We start from the raw sequence: 16,139 nt of genomic DNA, 5'->3' as shown, positions 1-16,139 counted from the left end.
GCTCGACTCACTCGTCAAGGAGTTCGACCTCGTCGCCGACGCTGACCGTGCCCCACACCGCCGTGCCTAGCGAGGTACCCGCTGGCATCGGCTCGTGCAGTGCGGCGGGCAACAGGAGCCTGCCGAGTGTGGGTTCTTGCTGACCGAAACGCTTCGTGAGGGTGGTCAACACGCGGGCATCGCGCTCGCCTGTGTCGGGGTTGGCGTGCGTTGCGAGACAGCGCACGATCGGGGCGGCGGCGCGAAATTCGAGCGTGCCGATGCGAATGCGCCCCTGCCAGGCCAGCTCGTCCCACGCATCGAGACCTTCGATGACAATGTTCGACCGGAAGCGACGACTATCAATGTCGAGCGACTCACCGCCATCGCTCGCGAGTGCATCCGCGAGCGCGCGCACGCTCGCTTCACTATGCACAGACACGTAGCCCTGGGCGCGATCCTGAAATCGCGAGTGGACACCGTCGCCAACGAGTACGAGCGGCAACCGGCCCGGGCGCCCAAGCCGTGTCGACTGAGCACTGTCGAGCACGAATGCCGTCACGGCGTCGACGAGATGCTGGCGCCCCTCGGTATCGAGCCCCGCTTCCACGATTCGGGATCCCGCGTGCGAGACGTCGAGCCGACGAGTGACCTCGTCGTAGCTGAGGCGGAGCGCCGCAAGTGCCGGAAAATCCTGGAGCGACAGCCCCCGCGCTTTCGGCCAATAGTCAAGGCCGTCGCGTTTCTCGGGGCTCGCTGCTTCGGCGAACCGGAAAGCGAGCACCCGGTCGCCCAACACCCGACCGTCGCGCTGAATCGTCAGCTGCGTGCGCAACTCAGGGGTGAAGCCCTTGACGGGATGGCGGTACAGGGCGGCGACGCGAGGCATGCGGGTATTGTCGCAGATCCGGGATTGTCAGGGCCGCGTTCGACGCGCTTGGTGTCCGGCGCGTGGTTTGCGCCCGGCGCGTGCGATAATTGCGAACAATGTCTCCACGCAGCATGAACCCCCCAGCTCCGGCGTCGACCGACCCCGCGATGATTCGCAACTTCTGCATCATCGCGCACATCGACCACGGTAAGTCGACGCTCGCCGACCGCATGTTGCAGGTGACGGGCACCGTTCCCGACCGCGAGATGCGGGCCCAGTACCTCGACCGCATGGATATCGAGCGCGAGCGCGGCATCACCATCAAATCGCAGGCCGTGCGCATGCACTGGCAGACCGACGCGGGCGACTTCGCCCTCAACATGATTGACACCCCAGGGCACGTCGACTTCAGCTACGAGGTATCCCGCTCACTCGCCGCGTGCGAGGGTGCGATCCTGCTCGTTGATGCGGCACAGGGCATAGAGGCACAGACACTTGCGAACCTCTACCTCGCCATGGAGAACGATCTTGAGATCATCCCGGTGCTCAACAAGATTGATCTCCCGGCCGCTGACCCCGAGCGGGTAGCGCGCGAGATTTCCGATCTCATCGGCGGCAATCCCGACGACATTCTCAAGGTGTCCGGCAAGACGGGCGCCGGCGTTGAAGAGTTGCTCGACCTCGTCGTGCAGCGCATCCCAGCACCGGTCGGCAATGCCGACGGACCGCCCCGAGCCATGATCTTCGACTCCGTCTACGACGCCTACCGCGGCGTAGTGACCTACGTGCGCATGATCGACGGCAAGCTGTCACCGCGCGAGAAGGTCCAGATGATGTCGACCGGTTCCGAGCACGAAGCGCTCGAGGTGGGCGTCTCCGCCCCCGAACCGACCCCGACGAAGGGTCTCGCCGTTGGCGAGGTCGGGTACCTGATTACCGGCGTAAAAGACGTTCGACTTTCGAAGGTCGGCGACACGGTCACGGCGAAGCGCAACCCGGCGACGGTCGCACTGCCCGGGTACACCGATCCGAAACCGATGGTCTTCTCGGGCCTGTACCCGCTCGACGGCAGCGATTACCCGGTTCTGCGCGAGGCTCTCGACAAGCTGAAGCTTGAAGACGCTGCTCTGCAGTACGAACCCGAAACCTCTGTGGCGCTCGGATTCGGTTTCCGATGCGGCTTCCTTGGGCTCCTGCACCTCGAGATCATTTCTGAGCGCCTGCGGCGCGAGTTCGATCTCGACCTGATTGCTACGGCCCCGAGCGTGATCTATCAGGTCACGACCGACGACGGCCGCGAGATCACGGTGACGAACCCGTCAGAGTATCCCGACGGAAAAATTTCCAGCGTGCGTGAGCCCGTGGTGAAGACCGCGATCCTCGCCCCGAAGGACTATGTCGGCGCGATCATGGAACTCTGCCAGAGCCGCCGCGGAAATCTGCTCGGAATGGAGTACCTCGGTGAGCGTGTGGAACTGCGCTACAGCATCCCGCTCGGCGAGATTGTGTTCGACTTCTTTGATCACCTCAAGAGCCGCACGCAGGGGTACGCGAGCCTCGACTACGAGCCAATGGGTGATCAAGAGGCGGATCTCGTGAAGGTCGACATCCTGCTGCAGGGTGAGGCAGTCGACGCGTTCAGTGCGATCGTGCACCGCGACAACGCCTACTCGTACGGCACGATGATGGCCGAACGCCTGCGCAAGCTCATCCCGCGTCAGCAGTTTGAGGTGCCAATTCAGGCCGCCATCGGTGCACGCGTGATCGCCCGAGAGACGATTCGCGCGATCCGCAAGGACGTGCTCGCGAAATGCTACGGCGGCGATATCAGTCGTAAGCGGAAGCTGCTTGAAAAGCAGAAAGAGGGCAAGAAGCGCATGAAAATGGTGGGACGCGTCGAGGTGCCCCAGGAGGCATTCATCGCGGCGCTCTCCGGGGATGTGGAGGGTAAGGAAGGTTCGAAGCGATGAGCAAAGAACAGCCGCCCCGCCGCAGTAGCCACGTTGAGATGCCGGTCGCGTATGCCGCCGTTGGTGCCTCGAAAGATCCTGACATCGTGCGTTATCCGCCCGAAGGCATGACGCCCTACGAAGAGGAACTGCGTCTCGGCAGCGGCCAGGAGCGATTCCTGATCGCGTCGAGCCTGTTGATGACCTGGGGCGCCCAGCGCGGCGCCGGAGTGCGCGTCACCGACATTGTGCGCGGGTCCGGATCGGAATACGTGGGTCCGAGCTTCACGGACGACGGCATACCCGAAGCCGCGAGCGAAATCGAAGAGCAGTTCGGCCCAGACGGTGAACCCTACCTCGTCGCCGGGACAACCGCGGTGCTGCACACCGAAGGTCAGGATCCCCGCAGCGTTCTGGTGATCTACACCGTTGACGAGGAACGCCGCGTTGGATTCGCCTGGGGTACGTGCGACGAGGCTGGCGCCGTTGGCGAGCAGCGCTTCGTCATCGAGTTTCGCGCGGACGACACGGTGTGGGCGGTGGCGCGCGGATTCGTCGCAGCACCGAAGAACGGCCTGCTCGGTCTCCGCGGACGCGCCGACGTGCGTACCGCTCTCGACGCAGTGAAACTCCACCTGGCTGCGCTCGCACCGGGTGCGCAGCCGGTCCAGGGACTGGGATCGGATGCCGAACCGGAAGCGGACATCTCGACGGTTGCGACGCCCGAATCGGAGCCAGCAGTGGCCGAGGAGTCGGAGGCCGCAGTGGCTCAGGAGACGGAGCCAGAGACTCCGCCTGAATCCCCGCTCAGTACGGAATCCGAGAACGCGCCCGCGCCTGCGCCTGCGCCTGCGCCTGCGCCTGAGCCAGAACTTGCGCCTGAGCCTGAGCCTGCGCCCGAGCCAGAACTTGCGCCCGCGCCAGAAGCCGAACCAGAGCCCGAACCGGCAGTGTCCACTCACAAGCGTCGGCCGAGCAAACGCCAGTGAGCGTGTCGTCCGCGGCGCGTGACCGCGAGAGGACTCTCGGTGCCAAGCGCGCTGCCTGAGGGTGATCCGGCTCCCGAAGACGGCTCGCTGCCTCCCGAGGTGGCGGAGGGAGCCGAGTCCCGCAACTTCGGGGTCTACGTGCACGTGCCCTACTGCCGGGTGCGCTGCGGGTACTGCGACTTCAACACGTACACCGCGAGCGAACTCGGCGGCACGACCCGCGGCGACTACGCTGCCCAGGTGGGCGTTGAGCTTGCGCTGGGCGCCGGCGTGCTGCGGCGAGCTGGGCTTCCCAAACGACAGGTCTCGACGGTGTTCTTCGGCGGTGGCACCCCCACGCTGTTGCCAGCGTCAGACCTGGCAGGCATGCTGGGTCGCATTCGCGCGGAGTGGGGCTTGGAACCTGGGGCCGAGGTGACGACCGAGGCGAACCCCGATTCGGTCGATGCCGAGTACCTGCAGACGCTTGCGGCAGCGGGCTTCACTCGCGTGAGCTTCGGCATGCAATCGGCGGTGCCGCACGTGCTCGCGACGCTTGACCGTACCCACACACCCGAGCGGGTGCCGCTCGTCACGCAGTGGGCGCGCGACGCCGGGCTACAGGTGAGCGTTGATCTCATCTATGGCACGCCAGGAGAGAGCCTCGCCGACTGGGAACGCTCGATCGACGCGGCGCTCGCCTGCGCGCCAGACCACATCTCGGCGTACGCGCTGATCGTCGAGCGTGGCACGAAGCTTGCGGCTCAGATTCGTCGGGGAGAGGTGCCAGAACCCGATGAAGATCTGCACGCTGAGATGTACGAGCTCGCTGATGCGCGCTTCGCCGCGGCTGGCTTCTCCTGGTACGAGATCAGCAACTGGTCGCGCACTCCCGAGACGCGGTCTCGCCATAACCTGTCGTACTGGACGGGCGAGGACTGGTGGGCGGCAGGCCCCGGCGCGCACAGCCACGTTGGCGGTGTGCGGTGGTGGAATGTGAAGCATCCGGGCGCCTACGCGCAGCGTATCGCTCAGGGCGTATCACCGTCTCACTCCCGCGAAACACTGGCTGCTGAATCGCGTCGAGAAGAGCGCATCCTGCTCGAGACGAGGATCGCCGAGGGTCTCCCATCTGACGTGTTGACGGGGGAGGAGCGCCGAGCCATCCCGCAACTCATCGCAGACGGGTTGCTTGACGGACGCGCCGCGATTCGCGGGCGCGTGATCCCGACCCTGCGAGGCAGACTCCTTGCGGACACCGTTGTGCATCGCTTACTCGGATCGTGACGTTTCGGCTGCGCTAGACTTAGCACTCGGAACAAGTGAGTGCCAGGGTCAGGAGGGGCGATGGTTTCGGAGCGCAGCCTCGCGGTGCTGCACGCGATCGTGAGCGACTATGTGTCGTCGAACGAACCCGTCGGCTCGAAGGCGATCGTAGATCGGCACAGCTTCGGCGTGTCAGCTGCGACGATCCGCAACGATATGGCCCTGCTTGAAGAAGACGAGCTGATCGCGCAGCCCCACACCTCGTCGGGTCGTGTGCCCACTGACAAGGGGTACCGCCTGTACGTCGATACGCTCGCGCGTATTCGTCCGTTGACCGCGGCGCAGCGCGCTGCAATCGAGCGCTTCCTCGGTGAATCGTCCGATCTCGACGACGTCATGGCACGCACCGTGCGCATGCTGTCCCAGCTCACGAATCAGGTTGCGGTGGCGCAGTATCCGTCGCTGCGGCGCACGGTGGTGCGACACATCGACCTCGTTGCCATCGGAGAAGACCGAGTGCTCAGCGTGCTCATTTTGGGTAGCGGCGTCGTCGAGCAGCAGGTGGCCTGGCTGCCTGCATCTCGCGTCACCGAGGCCTGGGTGCGCGGGCTGCGCCAGCGCATCGCCGATGTCGCGATCGGCAATGATCTGGAAACGGCTACGGCGGCGCTCGCGACGCTGGAGGCCGACCTCGCGGAGTGGTCGGAGCCCGACGAGATTGATCTGATGCGCCGCGTGCTCGCGGTCGTGCTGGGTCAGTTGCAGGCGAACCGCACCGATCGCATCGCGGTCGCCGGTGCTGCGAACCTCTCGCGTACCGATGGCGAGTTCGCGGGCTCACTGCCCGTCGTGCTTGATGCGATCGAAGAGCAGGTCACACTCCTGCGGCTGTTCGGCGAACTGGTGCACGACGGTCGCGATGTGTCCGCGTCGATCGGACGCGAGAACGAGGCCTATGGCCTCTCTGAGACGTCGATCATCGCCTCAAACTACGAAGACGGCATCGCCGTTTCGAAGCTTGGGGTGCTCGGGCCGCTGCGCATGGATTACGCGGGCAACATCGCAACCGTGCGTGCTGTGGCGCGGTACCTCAACAGATTCCTGGGGGAGGAGCGGTAGCCGCCGCTCTTCCCACCCTTTTCAACGACTCAATCTACTGAACCTGAGGAGCAAAACAGCGTGGCCGATCATTACGAGACGCTCGGTGTGACCCGCGAGGCGACCCCCGAAGAGATCAAAAAGGCCTACCGGCGCCTCGCGCGTCAGTTGCACCCTGACGTGAATCCGAGCGAGGAGGCGTCAGAGCAGTTCAAGGGCGTGACCCACGCGTACGACGTGCTGAGTGATCCCGAGCAGCGCCAGCGTTACGACATGGGCGGATCGCAGGCGGGCGGTGCCGCGGGCTTCGGCGACATCTTCGAAACGTTCTTCGGGGGAGGCGGCGGCTTCGGTGGCGGCCAGCGCGGCCCTCGATCGCGCTCCGAGCGCGGCGATGACGCGATGATTCGCGTCGACGTGTCCCTCGAAGACGTCATCTTCGGTACCCAGCGCGAGATCACGGTCAATACTGCGGTGCTCTGTGAGGTCTGCCAGGGCAGCTGCTGCCAGCCCGGCACGCATCCCGTAACCTGCGATGTGTGCGGAGGCCAGGGGCAGGTGCAGCGTCAGGTGCGTTCGCTGTTCGGTAACGTCGTCACGATGCACCCGTGCGGCAGCTGCCAGGGGTATGGCACGATCATCGAAAACCCATGCGTCGAGTGTGCGGGCAAGGGTCGCGTTCGCGAGCGGCGCACGTTCCCGATCGACGTTCCCTCCGGCATCGATACCGGCACGCGTCTGCAGATGCGCGGCGGCGGCGAGGTCGGCCCAGGTGGCGGGCCGAACGGTGACCTGTTCATCGAATTCCGCGTGATGCACCACGACATCTTCAGCCGCGACGGCAATGACCTGCTCTGCACGATGCAGCTGTCGATGACCGACGCGATTCTCGGAGCTGACGCGAAACTCACGGGTCTCGACGGCGAGGTTGAGGTTGAGGTCGAGCCCGGCGTGCAGTCGGGCGACATGCTCACGGTGCGAGGCCGCGGTATTCAGGGCCTCCGCAGCACCACGCGCGGCGACCTGAAGATCGCAGTGCAGGTCGCGACGCCGACGAAGCTCTCGAACCGCGAGAAAGATCTGGTGCGCCAGCTCGCCTCGTTGCGCAAGGACGAGGCGCCGCACCTTGGCGAATTCCATCAGGGATTCTTCGGCAAGATTCGCGACCGCTTCTTCCGTCAGGGCTAACCTTGGCGCACCTCTACTACCGCGAGGACCTTGCGGGCTCGAGCTTCGAGCCCGGGTCACTCGTTGAAATCATCGGTGACGAAGCGCGGCACGCGGTGCGCGTGAGCCGGTTGCGAGTGGGGGAGCGCACGAAGGTCGGCAATGGCGCTGGGGTGCTCGGTGAGGGCACGGTCGAAGACGTTGCAAAAGATCGCTTCAGTGTGCGCGTCGAGCGACTTCTTCACGGTGCGCAGGCTGAGCGCGGCGGGCGAGAGACCCTCCCGCGGTTGACGCTGGTGCAGGCCCTCGCCAAGGGCGACCGCGATGAACGAGCCGTCGAACAGGCCACCGAATTCGGGGTCGACGCCATCGCGCCCTGGCAGGCAACTCGTTCGGTGTCGCGCTGGGATGGCGCTGGCGGTGGCGAGAAGACGGCAAAGGGCCTCGCGAAGTGGCGACGCATCGCTCGAGAAGCGGCGAAGCAGTCGATGCGAGCCAGCATTCCCGAGGTGCGGGAACCGCTCACGCTGGGTGCGCTGCGCGAACTCGCCGCGAACGACGATCACGCGGTGATTCTGTTGCACCCGCGCGGCACGCAGACCCTCGCCTCCTGGGCGGCAGAGGCAGCGGCGGCAGCGGAGGCAGCGGAGGGGGCGAGTTCACCGCACCGCCCGACCGACGTGTACCTCGTCGTCGGGCCCGAGGGCGGCTTTGCTGACGAAGAGCTCGCCACTCTTGAGTCGGCAGGCGCCGCAGTGCTCGTGCTCGGTTCGACCGTGCTGCGCACATCGTCCGCGGGTCCCGCAGCCCTCGCTGTGCTGAATGTAGCGTTCGGACGCTGGTAAGGCGGGGGCTTCACCGAAGCCCCCGCCTTACCAGCGCGATCCGTTAGTGGGCTGCCGCGCCAGCGGAGCCGAGTCCTCCTGAGCCCGATCCGGAGCCGTGTGCGCCGCTCGTCGCGACGACGGGCTCCTTAGGTGCAGACCCGTGACCGTCGCCACTGAGTGACGCCTCGTTAAAGGGCACCTCGCCGCTGAGCACGCGACGCACGCGCATCATGTCGACCTGCTTCGTCCACGATCCGATGAGTAGGGTGGCGACGGCGTTCCCGGTGAAGTTTGTGAGGGCGCGGCCCTCAGACATGAACCGGTCGATGCCGACGATGACGCCGACGCCGTCGACGAGTTCGGGCCGGTAGGTCTGCAGGCCGCCCGCCAGGGTCGCGAGACCGGCGCCGGTGACACCGGCGGCACCCTTCGACGCGATGATCATGAACACCAGTAGTCCGATTTGCTCACTGATGCTCATCGGGTTACCCATCCCCGTCGCGATGAACAGCGATGCCATGGTGAGATAGATGGCCGTGCCGTCGAGGTTAAACGAGTAGCCCGTGGGCACTGTGATGCCAACGACCGGCTTCGAGACTCCGACGTGCTCCATCTTCGCGATGAGCCGGGGCAGTGCAGACTCAGACGACGAGGTGCCGACGATCAGTAGGTACTCGCGACCCAGGTACTTCATGAGGCTAATGATGTTGACGCGCGTGACAGCGTAGAGCAGCGTGCCGAGCACGCCGACGATGAAGAGGATGCAGGTGATGTAGAAGGCGACCATCAGCACGCCAAGGCTCCAAATTGCCGCGACGCCGGTCTTGCCGACCACGGCCGCGATCGCACCGAACGCACCGATCGGGGCGATCCAGAGGATCATGCTCAGAATGCGGAAGACGAGCACCTGGAGGTGTTTGATCCCGGCCATGATGGGCGCGCCGCGCTCTCCGAGTCCCTGCAGCGCGAAGCCGGTGAGCAGCGCGATAAACAGCACCTGCAGTACGCTTTCGCCGGTAAACGCGGAGAAGAACGTCATTGGGATGATCCCGAGCAGGAACTCCTGAGTTGTCTTCGCCTCACCCTCAGCGGCGTACTGGGCACCGTGCATGTCGAGGCCCTCGCCCGGGTGGATCAGGTTGCCGACGACGAGACCAATAGCCAGGGCGAAGGTCGACATCGCCATGAAGTAGATCAGTGCAAGGCCGCCGATCTTGCCAACGGTTGCGGCCTTCGCGATCGACCCAACGCCGATCACGATGGTGCAAAAGATAATCGGGGCGATCATCATCTTGATGAGCCCGACGAAGGCCTTGCCCAGTGGTTCAAGCGTGGTGGCGAACTCGGGGACCACGAGCCCGAGCACTGCGCCGAGGACGACGGCAGCGATCACTGAAACGTAGAGCCACGTGTGCTTGTCCCACGACTTTCGGCGTCGGGGGCCCGCCTCTGAAGCGGGTCGAAGTGGTGCTGATGCGGCCATAAAGGTCCTCCTGAGAACGCCGTTGTCCATGCGAAACACACTGGAAGCGAATCTGAAACAGAATCACTGTGCGAAGTTCAAATTAGGGCGGGTGCGCGCAAAATTTGCATTTCGGGCTTATTGGACGTAGCGCGGATTCCGCCAGCCCACGGCTCCCTGAGACGCGACCCGCGGTCGTGAATCACATCCGTGGGAGAGGAAGGTCGCGGCAGGCCGTGTGAGAATACATGGCATGGGTCGAAGAAGTACGCCAAGCGCGACCTCGAGCGTATTTCTCATTCTGACCGTGGGCGTGCTCATCGTGAGCATCGCTGTTACTGCCGTGCTGGTCTGGGACAGCCGACGAGCAGAGTACCGCGAGACCGAGCGTGCAACGCACGCCGTTGCGGTGACGCTCGCCGCGATGCCCACGGTTGTGGCTGCGCTCGGACAGCCGCTCGATGCCGCCCCCGTTGTTGAGCTGCAGCGTGAGATGTCGCGCTTGGGTAAAAGCGCGGGGGTGAGCTACATCACGGTCATGACCGTTGACGGCACACGTTACACGCACCCGGATCCGACCGAGATCGGTGGCACCTACCGCGGCACGATACCGAGGTCGCCCCACCCGTTTACGGAGCGCTGGACCGGAACCCTTGGCCCCTCGGTGCGCACGATCGCGCCCGTCAGCGACGCATCGGGTACGACGATCGGTTGGGTATCCGTGGGCATCACCGTGGAATCCATCGGCAGCGAAGTCGCCCGCGACCTTCCGCTCGTGTTCACGGTGAGCGGAGTGTTTGTCGCTGCTGGGCTGGTTGCTGCGCTGCTCGGGCGACGGGTTACTCGGCGAATCACGGGGGACCTGTCGGCCAGTGCCGTGCGCGACGCCCTCGTGTCGCACGATTCACTGCGCACGCTGAGCGAATCGTTGCGCGCACAGACCCATGAGCACAGCAACCGACTCCATACCGCGATCGCCCTGCTTGAACTCGGGCGCACTGAAGCGGCGATCGACATGTTCACGGAAACGTCGCGGCGAAGCCAAGCGATGATCGATCTGGTCGTCGCGCCAGATTCCTTCGACCCTGCTGTGAGCGCGCTCATCGTGGGTAAGTCCGCGCAGGCGGGTGAGCGCGGAGTCGCGCTCGACGTTCAGATTGATCCTGAGCTGCCCGTCAGTCCCATTGACTCGATGGAACTCGTTTCGGTCGTGGGGAACTTACTCGACAACGCGATCGACGCTGCGGCTATCGGCCGCGGACGCCCACGCTGCGTGAAATTGCGAGTGTATGGCGAGCTCGATGATGCGCTCGGCATCAGCGTCTCCGATTCGGGCGACGGCATCGCCGACGAAGTGCGAGACGCGATGTTCACCCGAGGAGTGTCCACGAAACCAGCTGCGCTCGGCGACGCGTTCGCCGGTCGAGGCGTGGGGCTCGCCCTCGTTGTGCGCATCGTGCACGAGCGTGCCGGCGTGCTGACCGTCGAAGAAGACCCGACGACTTTCACCGTGGTGCTCCCGGGAACGCGGTCTGCACGGTCGAAGCGTGCAGCGCAGGCGTCCGGTGCGCAACGATCGAGCGGACTTGACTCATGACCGGGGAGCGCATCACCGAGGAACGCCCGATTCGGGTCATCATCGTCGACGACGACCCACTGACGCTCGAATTGCATCGCGAGCATCTCGCGCGGGTGGGCGGTTTCACCGTGGTCGCCGCGTGCGAAGGCGCCCGTGCTGCGTCGCGGGCGATCACGAGTGCACGCCTGCGGGCAGACCTCGTGCTACTCGACGTCACCATGCCGGACGGCACAGGACTCGAGGTTCTGCGTCACGCACGCGCCCGCGGCGTGCGCACCGACGTCATTGCCGTGAGTGGTGTCAGGGACGTCGCTGTGGTGCGTGAAATGGTGGCGCTCGGTGCCGTGCAGTACCTCATCAAGCCTTACACGTACGCGATGTTTCGCGAACGGATTGAGGCCTTTCAGGAGTACCACCGGCGCTCGCTTGAAACCGGTGGTTCTGCCACGCAGCACGAGGTCGATGAGATGTTCGCTTCACTCAGAACGGCTCCGATCTCGACACTACCGAAGGGTCTTGCCGCCGGAACGCTGAACGACGTGTCGGCGGTATTGCGGGAGCGCGGCGCGTGCACCGCAAGTGAACTCGCCGAAGAGCTCGGACTGTCCCGTGAGGTGATGCGACGTTACGTCGAGTATTTGGCCGATGTTGGCAGCGTCGAACGGAACCTGCGTTACGGGTCGCGCGGGCGGCCGCAGACCGAGTACGTGTGGCTGCGCGACGTCGAGTCTCCTCCCGGTGAGCCGCAGGAGCCGTAGGTCGGCGCGAGCAGTGAGGCCGTGGTGAGCTGCGAGGCGGGATCGACGAGGGTGGCAGCGTCTACACTGGAACCATGGCAGCAGAGACCGTGTTCGGAAAGATCGTGTCGGGAGAAATCCCTGTCGAGGTGCTCGCGGAGACCGACCGCGTACTCGCGTTCCCTGACATGAGCCCGCAGGCGCCCGTGCACATCCTTGTGATCCCGAAGAGCACGGCGTATGAGAACGTCGCCGAGCTCGCTGCGGCAGAGCCTGAAACGCTTGCAGAAATGATTTCGGTTGCGAACGACCTCGCCAAGGAGCACGCGAATGGCGACTATCGCCTCGTGTTCAACAGCGGTGCGACGGCGGGTCAAACGGTCTTCCACGTGCACGCGCACGTGCTCGCAGGCAACCTCGAGGAGCGGTCGCTCGGTGCTTCCTGAACACGCCGCGGGCGACGACGCGACTTCCGCCGCCGAAGCCGCAGCACGCACACGCTCTGGCGATCCTGAATTGCAACGCACGATCCTGCTCGCGGGCGTCGACCTCGCCTCGTTCCTCGGGCACCGTGATCAGCTCATTTCTGATCTTGAGGCCCAGCATCCCGAGGTCACGTTTCACTCGCGCGATCAGGTGCTGACGCTCCGCGGGCCGGCGGAACGCGTGCGTGCGGCAGAAGAAGTAGTCACCGAAATTGTTGAGCTCGCGAGGCGCAGCGGCGCGGTGTCGCGACGTGACGTACAAGAGGTCACACGCATGGTGCACGACGGCCAGGGCCCGACCGCGGCGCAGCTCTTGAGCGAACCGATTCTGACCGTGCGCGGCCACAGCATTCGCGCGCAGACCCGCGGGCAACGCGCCTACGTCGACGCGATCGACAACAACACGATTGTGTTCGGGATCGGGCCGGCGGGTACCGGCAAGACCTATCTCGCCATGGCGAAAGCCGTGCAGGCCCTACAGCGGCGCGAGGTGGCCAAGATCATTTTGACCCGCCCCGCGGTGGAGGCTGGCGAGCGTCTCGGATATCTACCTGGCACGCTCGAAGACAAGATTGATCCGTATCTGCGCCCGCTGTTTGACGCCATCGGTTCGATGATGGACGCGGATGTCGTACCAAAGCTGCTCGCGAGTGGCACGATCGAGGTCGCGCCGCTCGCCTATATGCGGGGGCGCACGCTGAACGAATCATTCGTGGTGCTCGACGAGGCGCAAAATACGACACCCGAGCAAATGAAGATGTTCCTGACGCGACTTGGCTACGGGTCAAAGATGGTGGTTACCGGCGACATCACCCAGGTTGACCTGCCCATCGCGGCGAGCGGCCTGCGCTCGGTGAACCGGATTTTGCGCGGGGTTGAAGACATTCACTTTGCTGAACTCGGTACCGACGACATCGTGCGGCACAATCTCGTCAGCCGCATCGTCGAAGCCTACGGTGCGCACGATCAGGCCGCGCTGCGGCAGAAGGGAGACGCTTCGTGAGCGTCGAAATCAACAACGAGTCTGGCATCGAGGTCGAGGTCGGCCGTATGCAGCGGCTCGCGGCGTTCGTGTTGGAGTCCCTCTTTGTGCACCCCGACACCGAAGTCGGTGTGATGCTCGTTGACGAAGCCTCGATCGAACGGCTGCACGTGCAGTGGATGGACGAACCCGGCCCGACCGATGTGCTCAGCTTTCCGATGGACGAGCTGCGCCCGGGTCGCGTAGACGCGCAGACCCCGGCTGGGTTGCTGGGCGACATCGTGATTTGCCCGCAGGTTGCTGAGGTGCAGGCCGAAGCGGCTGGGCACGATTTGCAGCAGGAGATCTCCGTACTGCTGACCCACGGCATGCTGCACGTGCTCGGATTTGACCACGCGACGCCCGAGGAGGAAGCCGAAATGTTCGGCCTGCAGCGCGACCTGCTGCTCTCGTTCGCCATGCGTGAGCGGTCTCGATGAGTCTGCCCCTCGCGCTGCTGTTTCTCGCGGCTGCTGTGGTGCTGCTCGCTATCGGCGGGCTGCTCGCCGCGACCGACGCGGCGCTGGGCGTGCGTTCACGCGCCGAACTGCTCGCGCTCGCCGAGGAGTCGCCACGCACCGGAGCCGCGATCCGCGCGATTGCTGAAGATGAGGGGCGTCACGCAAATGCGCTCGGTTTCACGCGTGTGTTCGCGGAAACGCTCTCGGCCGTGCTCATTACGCTGGTGCTTGCCTACTCCCTGCAGGCGCTCTGGCTTGAACTAATTATCGCGACGCTCGTGATGACCGCGGTGACGTTTGTGCTCGTCGGATCGAGCCCCCGAACCGTTGGCATGCATCACGCCGACGCGGTGATTCGGTTCGCGGCGCCGCTGTTGCGCGGGCTGCGCTTAATCTTGGGACCGCTCGCCTCCGGCCTGATGCGGTTCGGTGATCGGGTCACTCCCGGTCGGGGAGCGAACCGCCGTATTCGCGACGAACAGCAGCTGCTGTCAATGGTCGATCAGGCGGCCGAACAGGCAGTGCTCGAGAGCGATGACCGCGACTACATTCACTCGCTCGTCGAATTCGGTGACACCCTGGTGCGCGAGGTCATGGTGCCGCGCATCGACATGGTTACGGTGGACGCAGACGGCAGTGTGCGCGAGGCTCTCGAGCAGATGCTCGCGTCGCGCCACTCTCGCGTGCCCGTGATCGACGACGATGTCGATGATGTCGTCGGCATAGCGTACCTGCGCGACGCGAGCGGCTTTGTGCTCAGGCGACCCGAGGAATCGGAGCAGGCGCCCATCACCCGCATCGCAAAGCCCGCGATTTTCGTGCCAGAGGTGCAGCGAGCTGATGAGCTGCTGCGTCAAATGCAGCGAGAATCGAACCACCTGGCGCTCGCGGTCGACGAGTACGGCGGTATCTCTGGGCTGGTAACGCTTGAGGATCTCATCGAGGAGTTGCTCGGCGAAATCTCCGATGAGCACGACCGCGACGTGCCGGAGCTGACGGCCCGCGCCGACGGATCGTTTGTGATCGGCGCACGCCTACCCGTCGACGAGCTCGGTGAGCTGTTCGGCCTCGAACTCGAAGATGACGAGGTCGAAACCGTGGGCGGATTGTTCGCCAAAACTCTGGGCCGACTTCCAGAACCCGGCGACACCGTCGTTGTCGCCGGCATTGAACTTACCGCGATCGACACGGAACGGCGGCGTCAGCGATTGCTGACCGTCGAGGCGCGTTGGATCGGGGAACCTGAAGGAGAGGACGGCCCATGAGCCAGAATGAGCACACCGAGGAACCCGCCGCGGAACTCGCGGAGCACGCGGAGGCAACTGCCGCCGGGAGCACCGATCAGCACACTGACGAGGCCGCCGCAGACGGTGAGTTTCGAGCGGGGTTCGTCTCGTTTGTTGGTCGTCCCAACGTCGGTAAGTCGACGCTGACCAACGCGCTTGTTGGGGAGAAGATCGCGATCACGAGCCCGAAACCGCAGACGACACGGCGCGCCATTCGCGGTATTGCGCACCGCCCGAATGGCCAGCTGATCATCGTGGATACCCCGGGTCTGCACCGCCCACGCACGCTGCTCGGTGAGCGTCTGAATGCGCTCGTTGAGGCGACGCTCGGCGATGTCGACGTCATCGGATTCTGCGTCCCGGCAAACGAGAAGCTCGGCCCGGGAGACCGGTTCATCAATGACCGTCTCAGCGATTTTCCGCGCGCAAAGAAGGTCGCTGTGCTCACGAAGGTCGATGAGGCCTCGAACAGCGAGATCATCGATCAGCTGACTCGACTTGGAGAGCTGCGGGAGTGGGACGCCGTCGTGCCGATCTCGTCGGTCACCCGCGAACAGCTCGACGTGCTGACCGAGGTACTGCTCGACCTCATGCCGCAATCTCCGCCCCTCTACGAGGCAGAGCAGACGACCGACGAGGGCGAAGACGATCGTATCGCCGAGCTGATTCGCGAGGCTGCGCTCGAGGGGGTTCGCGACGAACTGCCGCACTCGCTTGCTGCAACCGTCGAGGATCGCGAAGAGCGCGAAGATGGTTTGCTCGAGATCTACGCGAACCTCTACGTCGAACGCGACAGTCAGAAGGGCATCATCATCGGGCATCGCGGATCGCGACTGCGCGATGTGGGGGAGCGTGCACGACACGAGATCGAGGCCCTGCTTGGCCGCCGCATATATCTTTCGCTGCGCGTGAAGGTGCTGAAGGAGTGGCAGCGCGACCCGAAGGCGCTCGGCAAGCTCGGCTTCAACTAGGAGGCCGCGTCA

General features: G+C 64.7%; 15 protein-coding genes. 13 read left to right on the top strand and 2 right to left on the bottom strand.

Going from position 1 to position 16,139, the window contains the following annotated elements; all coding sequences use genetic code 11:
* Window positions 1–7: 7 nt before the first annotated feature.
* Window positions 8–868, bottom strand: a complete 861-nt coding sequence (locus ACFWHR_RS12725) for an MOSC domain-containing protein (protein WP_382448665.1) — start codon at window positions 866–868, stop codon at window positions 8–10.
* 98 nt (window positions 869–966) lie between these two features.
* Between ACFWHR_RS12725 and lepA the strand changes: the two genes are divergently transcribed.
* From lepA to ACFWHR_RS12695, 6 genes are read left to right on the top strand one after another with little or no spacing between them, the layout of a single operon-like run.
* Window positions 967–2,820 (top strand): translation elongation factor 4, encoded by a 1,854-nt coding sequence (gene lepA, locus ACFWHR_RS12720; RefSeq protein WP_382448664.1) that lies wholly within the window; start codon window positions 967–969, stop codon window positions 2,818–2,820.
* Entirely contained in the window at window positions 2,817–3,788 is a 972-nt protein-coding gene (locus ACFWHR_RS12715) for a DUF1990 family protein (protein ID WP_382448663.1), read from the top strand. The genes lepA and ACFWHR_RS12715 overlap by 4 nt, the downstream gene beginning before the upstream one ends.
* Before the next feature lie 39 nt (window positions 3,789–3,827).
* The gene (gene hemW, locus ACFWHR_RS12710; protein WP_382448662.1) at window positions 3,828–5,054 is read left to right on the top strand and encodes a radical SAM family heme chaperone HemW; all 1,227 of its coding nucleotides are present in this window, start codon (window positions 3,828–3,830) and stop codon (window positions 5,052–5,054) included.
* A gap of 60 nt (window positions 5,055–5,114) precedes the next feature.
* Window positions 5,115–6,152: a heat-inducible transcriptional repressor HrcA gene (hrcA, locus tag ACFWHR_RS12705; RefSeq protein ID WP_382448661.1), complete on the top strand. Its 1,038-nt coding sequence runs from the start codon at window positions 5,115–5,117 to the stop codon at window positions 6,150–6,152.
* Between the two features lie 60 nt (window positions 6,153–6,212).
* Window positions 6,213–7,319 (top strand): molecular chaperone DnaJ, encoded by a 1,107-nt coding sequence (dnaJ, locus tag ACFWHR_RS12700; protein WP_382448660.1) that lies wholly within the window; start codon window positions 6,213–6,215, stop codon window positions 7,317–7,319.
* A 2-nt stretch (window positions 7,320–7,321) separates the two neighbouring features.
* Window positions 7,322–8,143, top strand: coding sequence for a 16S rRNA (uracil(1498)-N(3))-methyltransferase (locus ACFWHR_RS12695; RefSeq protein ID WP_382448659.1), 822 nt, complete (start codon window positions 7,322–7,324; stop codon window positions 8,141–8,143).
* Between the two features lie 43 nt (window positions 8,144–8,186).
* Here the strand turns inward: ACFWHR_RS12695 and ACFWHR_RS12690 are convergent, their stop codons facing one another.
* Entirely contained in the window at window positions 8,187–9,608 is a 1,422-nt protein-coding gene (locus tag ACFWHR_RS12690; RefSeq protein ID WP_382448658.1) for a cation:dicarboxylate symporter family transporter, read from the bottom strand.
* 232 nt (window positions 9,609–9,840) lie between these two features.
* On the opposite strand from ACFWHR_RS12690, the gene ACFWHR_RS12685 reads away from it, so the two are divergent.
* The 7 genes from ACFWHR_RS12685 to era all read left to right on the top strand — a co-directional run bounded on the left by ACFWHR_RS12685 (window position 9,841) and on the right by era (window position 16,127).
* Window positions 9,841–11,184: an ATP-binding protein gene (locus tag ACFWHR_RS12685; RefSeq protein ID WP_382448657.1), complete on the top strand. Its 1,344-nt coding sequence runs from the start codon at window positions 9,841–9,843 to the stop codon at window positions 11,182–11,184.
* Window positions 11,181–11,924 carry a response regulator gene (locus tag ACFWHR_RS12680; RefSeq protein WP_382448656.1) on the top strand — a complete coding sequence of 248 codons (744 nt, stop codon included), beginning with the start codon at window positions 11,181–11,183 and terminating at the stop codon, window positions 11,922–11,924. The genes ACFWHR_RS12685 and ACFWHR_RS12680 overlap by 4 nt, the downstream gene beginning before the upstream one ends.
* Window positions 11,925–11,998: 74 nt before the next feature.
* Window positions 11,999–12,349: an HIT domain-containing protein gene (locus tag ACFWHR_RS12675; RefSeq protein WP_382448655.1), complete on the top strand. Its 351-nt coding sequence runs from the start codon at window positions 11,999–12,001 to the stop codon at window positions 12,347–12,349.
* Window positions 12,350–12,419: 70 nt separating this feature from the next.
* Window positions 12,420–13,391: a PhoH family protein gene (locus ACFWHR_RS12670; RefSeq protein WP_382448720.1), complete on the top strand. Its 972-nt coding sequence runs from the start codon at window positions 12,420–12,422 to the stop codon at window positions 13,389–13,391.
* The gene (gene ybeY, locus ACFWHR_RS12665) at window positions 13,388–13,849 is read left to right on the top strand and encodes an rRNA maturation RNase YbeY (RefSeq protein ID WP_382448654.1); all 462 of its coding nucleotides are present in this window, start codon (window positions 13,388–13,390) and stop codon (window positions 13,847–13,849) included. Before ACFWHR_RS12670 ends, ybeY begins: the two co-directional genes overlap by 4 nt.
* Complete coding sequence (locus ACFWHR_RS12660; RefSeq protein ID WP_382448653.1) at window positions 13,846–15,135, top strand: hemolysin family protein; 1,290 nt, start codon at window positions 13,846–13,848, stop codon at window positions 15,133–15,135. The genes ybeY and ACFWHR_RS12660 overlap by 4 nt, the downstream gene beginning before the upstream one ends.
* Entirely contained in the window at window positions 15,132–16,127 is a 996-nt protein-coding gene (era, locus tag ACFWHR_RS12655; RefSeq protein ID WP_382448652.1) for a GTPase Era, read from the top strand. Before ACFWHR_RS12660 ends, era begins: the two co-directional genes overlap by 4 nt.
* Window positions 16,128–16,139 lie beyond the last annotated feature (12 nt).

Source organism: Leucobacter sp. NPDC058333 (assembly GCF_042726155.1).
In the GTDB taxonomy this organism is placed as follows: domain Bacteria; phylum Actinomycetota; class Actinomycetes; order Actinomycetales; family Microbacteriaceae; genus Leucobacter.
The sequence above is the reverse complement of the archived record's forward strand: the minus strand, read 5'-3'. Positions and strand labels throughout refer to the sequence as shown.

Bases quoted from the DNA above. Each gene is read 5' to 3' on its own strand.
- ACFWHR_RS12725 (WP_382448665.1), bottom strand. From the start codon at position 868: ATGCCTCGCGTCGCCGCCCTGTACCGCCATCCCGTCAAGGGCTTCACC.
- lepA (WP_382448664.1), top strand. From the start codon at position 967: ATGTCTCCACGCAGCATGAACCCCCCAGCTCCGGCGTCGACCGACCCC.
- ACFWHR_RS12715 (WP_382448663.1), top strand. From the start codon at position 2,817: ATGAGCAAAGAACAGCCGCCCCGCCGCAGTAGCCACGTTGAGATGCCG.
- hrcA (WP_382448661.1), top strand. From the start codon at position 5,115: ATGGTTTCGGAGCGCAGCCTCGCGGTGCTGCACGCGATCGTGAGCGAC.
- ACFWHR_RS12690 (WP_382448658.1), bottom strand. From the start codon at position 9,608: ATGGCCGCATCAGCACCACTTCGACCCGCTTCAGAGGCGGGCCCCCGA.
- ACFWHR_RS12685 (WP_382448657.1), top strand. From the start codon at position 9,841: ATGGGTCGAAGAAGTACGCCAAGCGCGACCTCGAGCGTATTTCTCATT.
- ACFWHR_RS12680 (WP_382448656.1), top strand. From the start codon at position 11,181: ATGACCGGGGAGCGCATCACCGAGGAACGCCCGATTCGGGTCATCATC.
- ACFWHR_RS12675 (WP_382448655.1), top strand. From the start codon at position 11,999: ATGGCAGCAGAGACCGTGTTCGGAAAGATCGTGTCGGGAGAAATCCCT.
- ACFWHR_RS12660 (WP_382448653.1), top strand. From the start codon at position 13,846: ATGAGTCTGCCCCTCGCGCTGCTGTTTCTCGCGGCTGCTGTGGTGCTG.
- era (WP_382448652.1), top strand. From the start codon at position 15,132: ATGAGCCAGAATGAGCACACCGAGGAACCCGCCGCGGAACTCGCGGAG.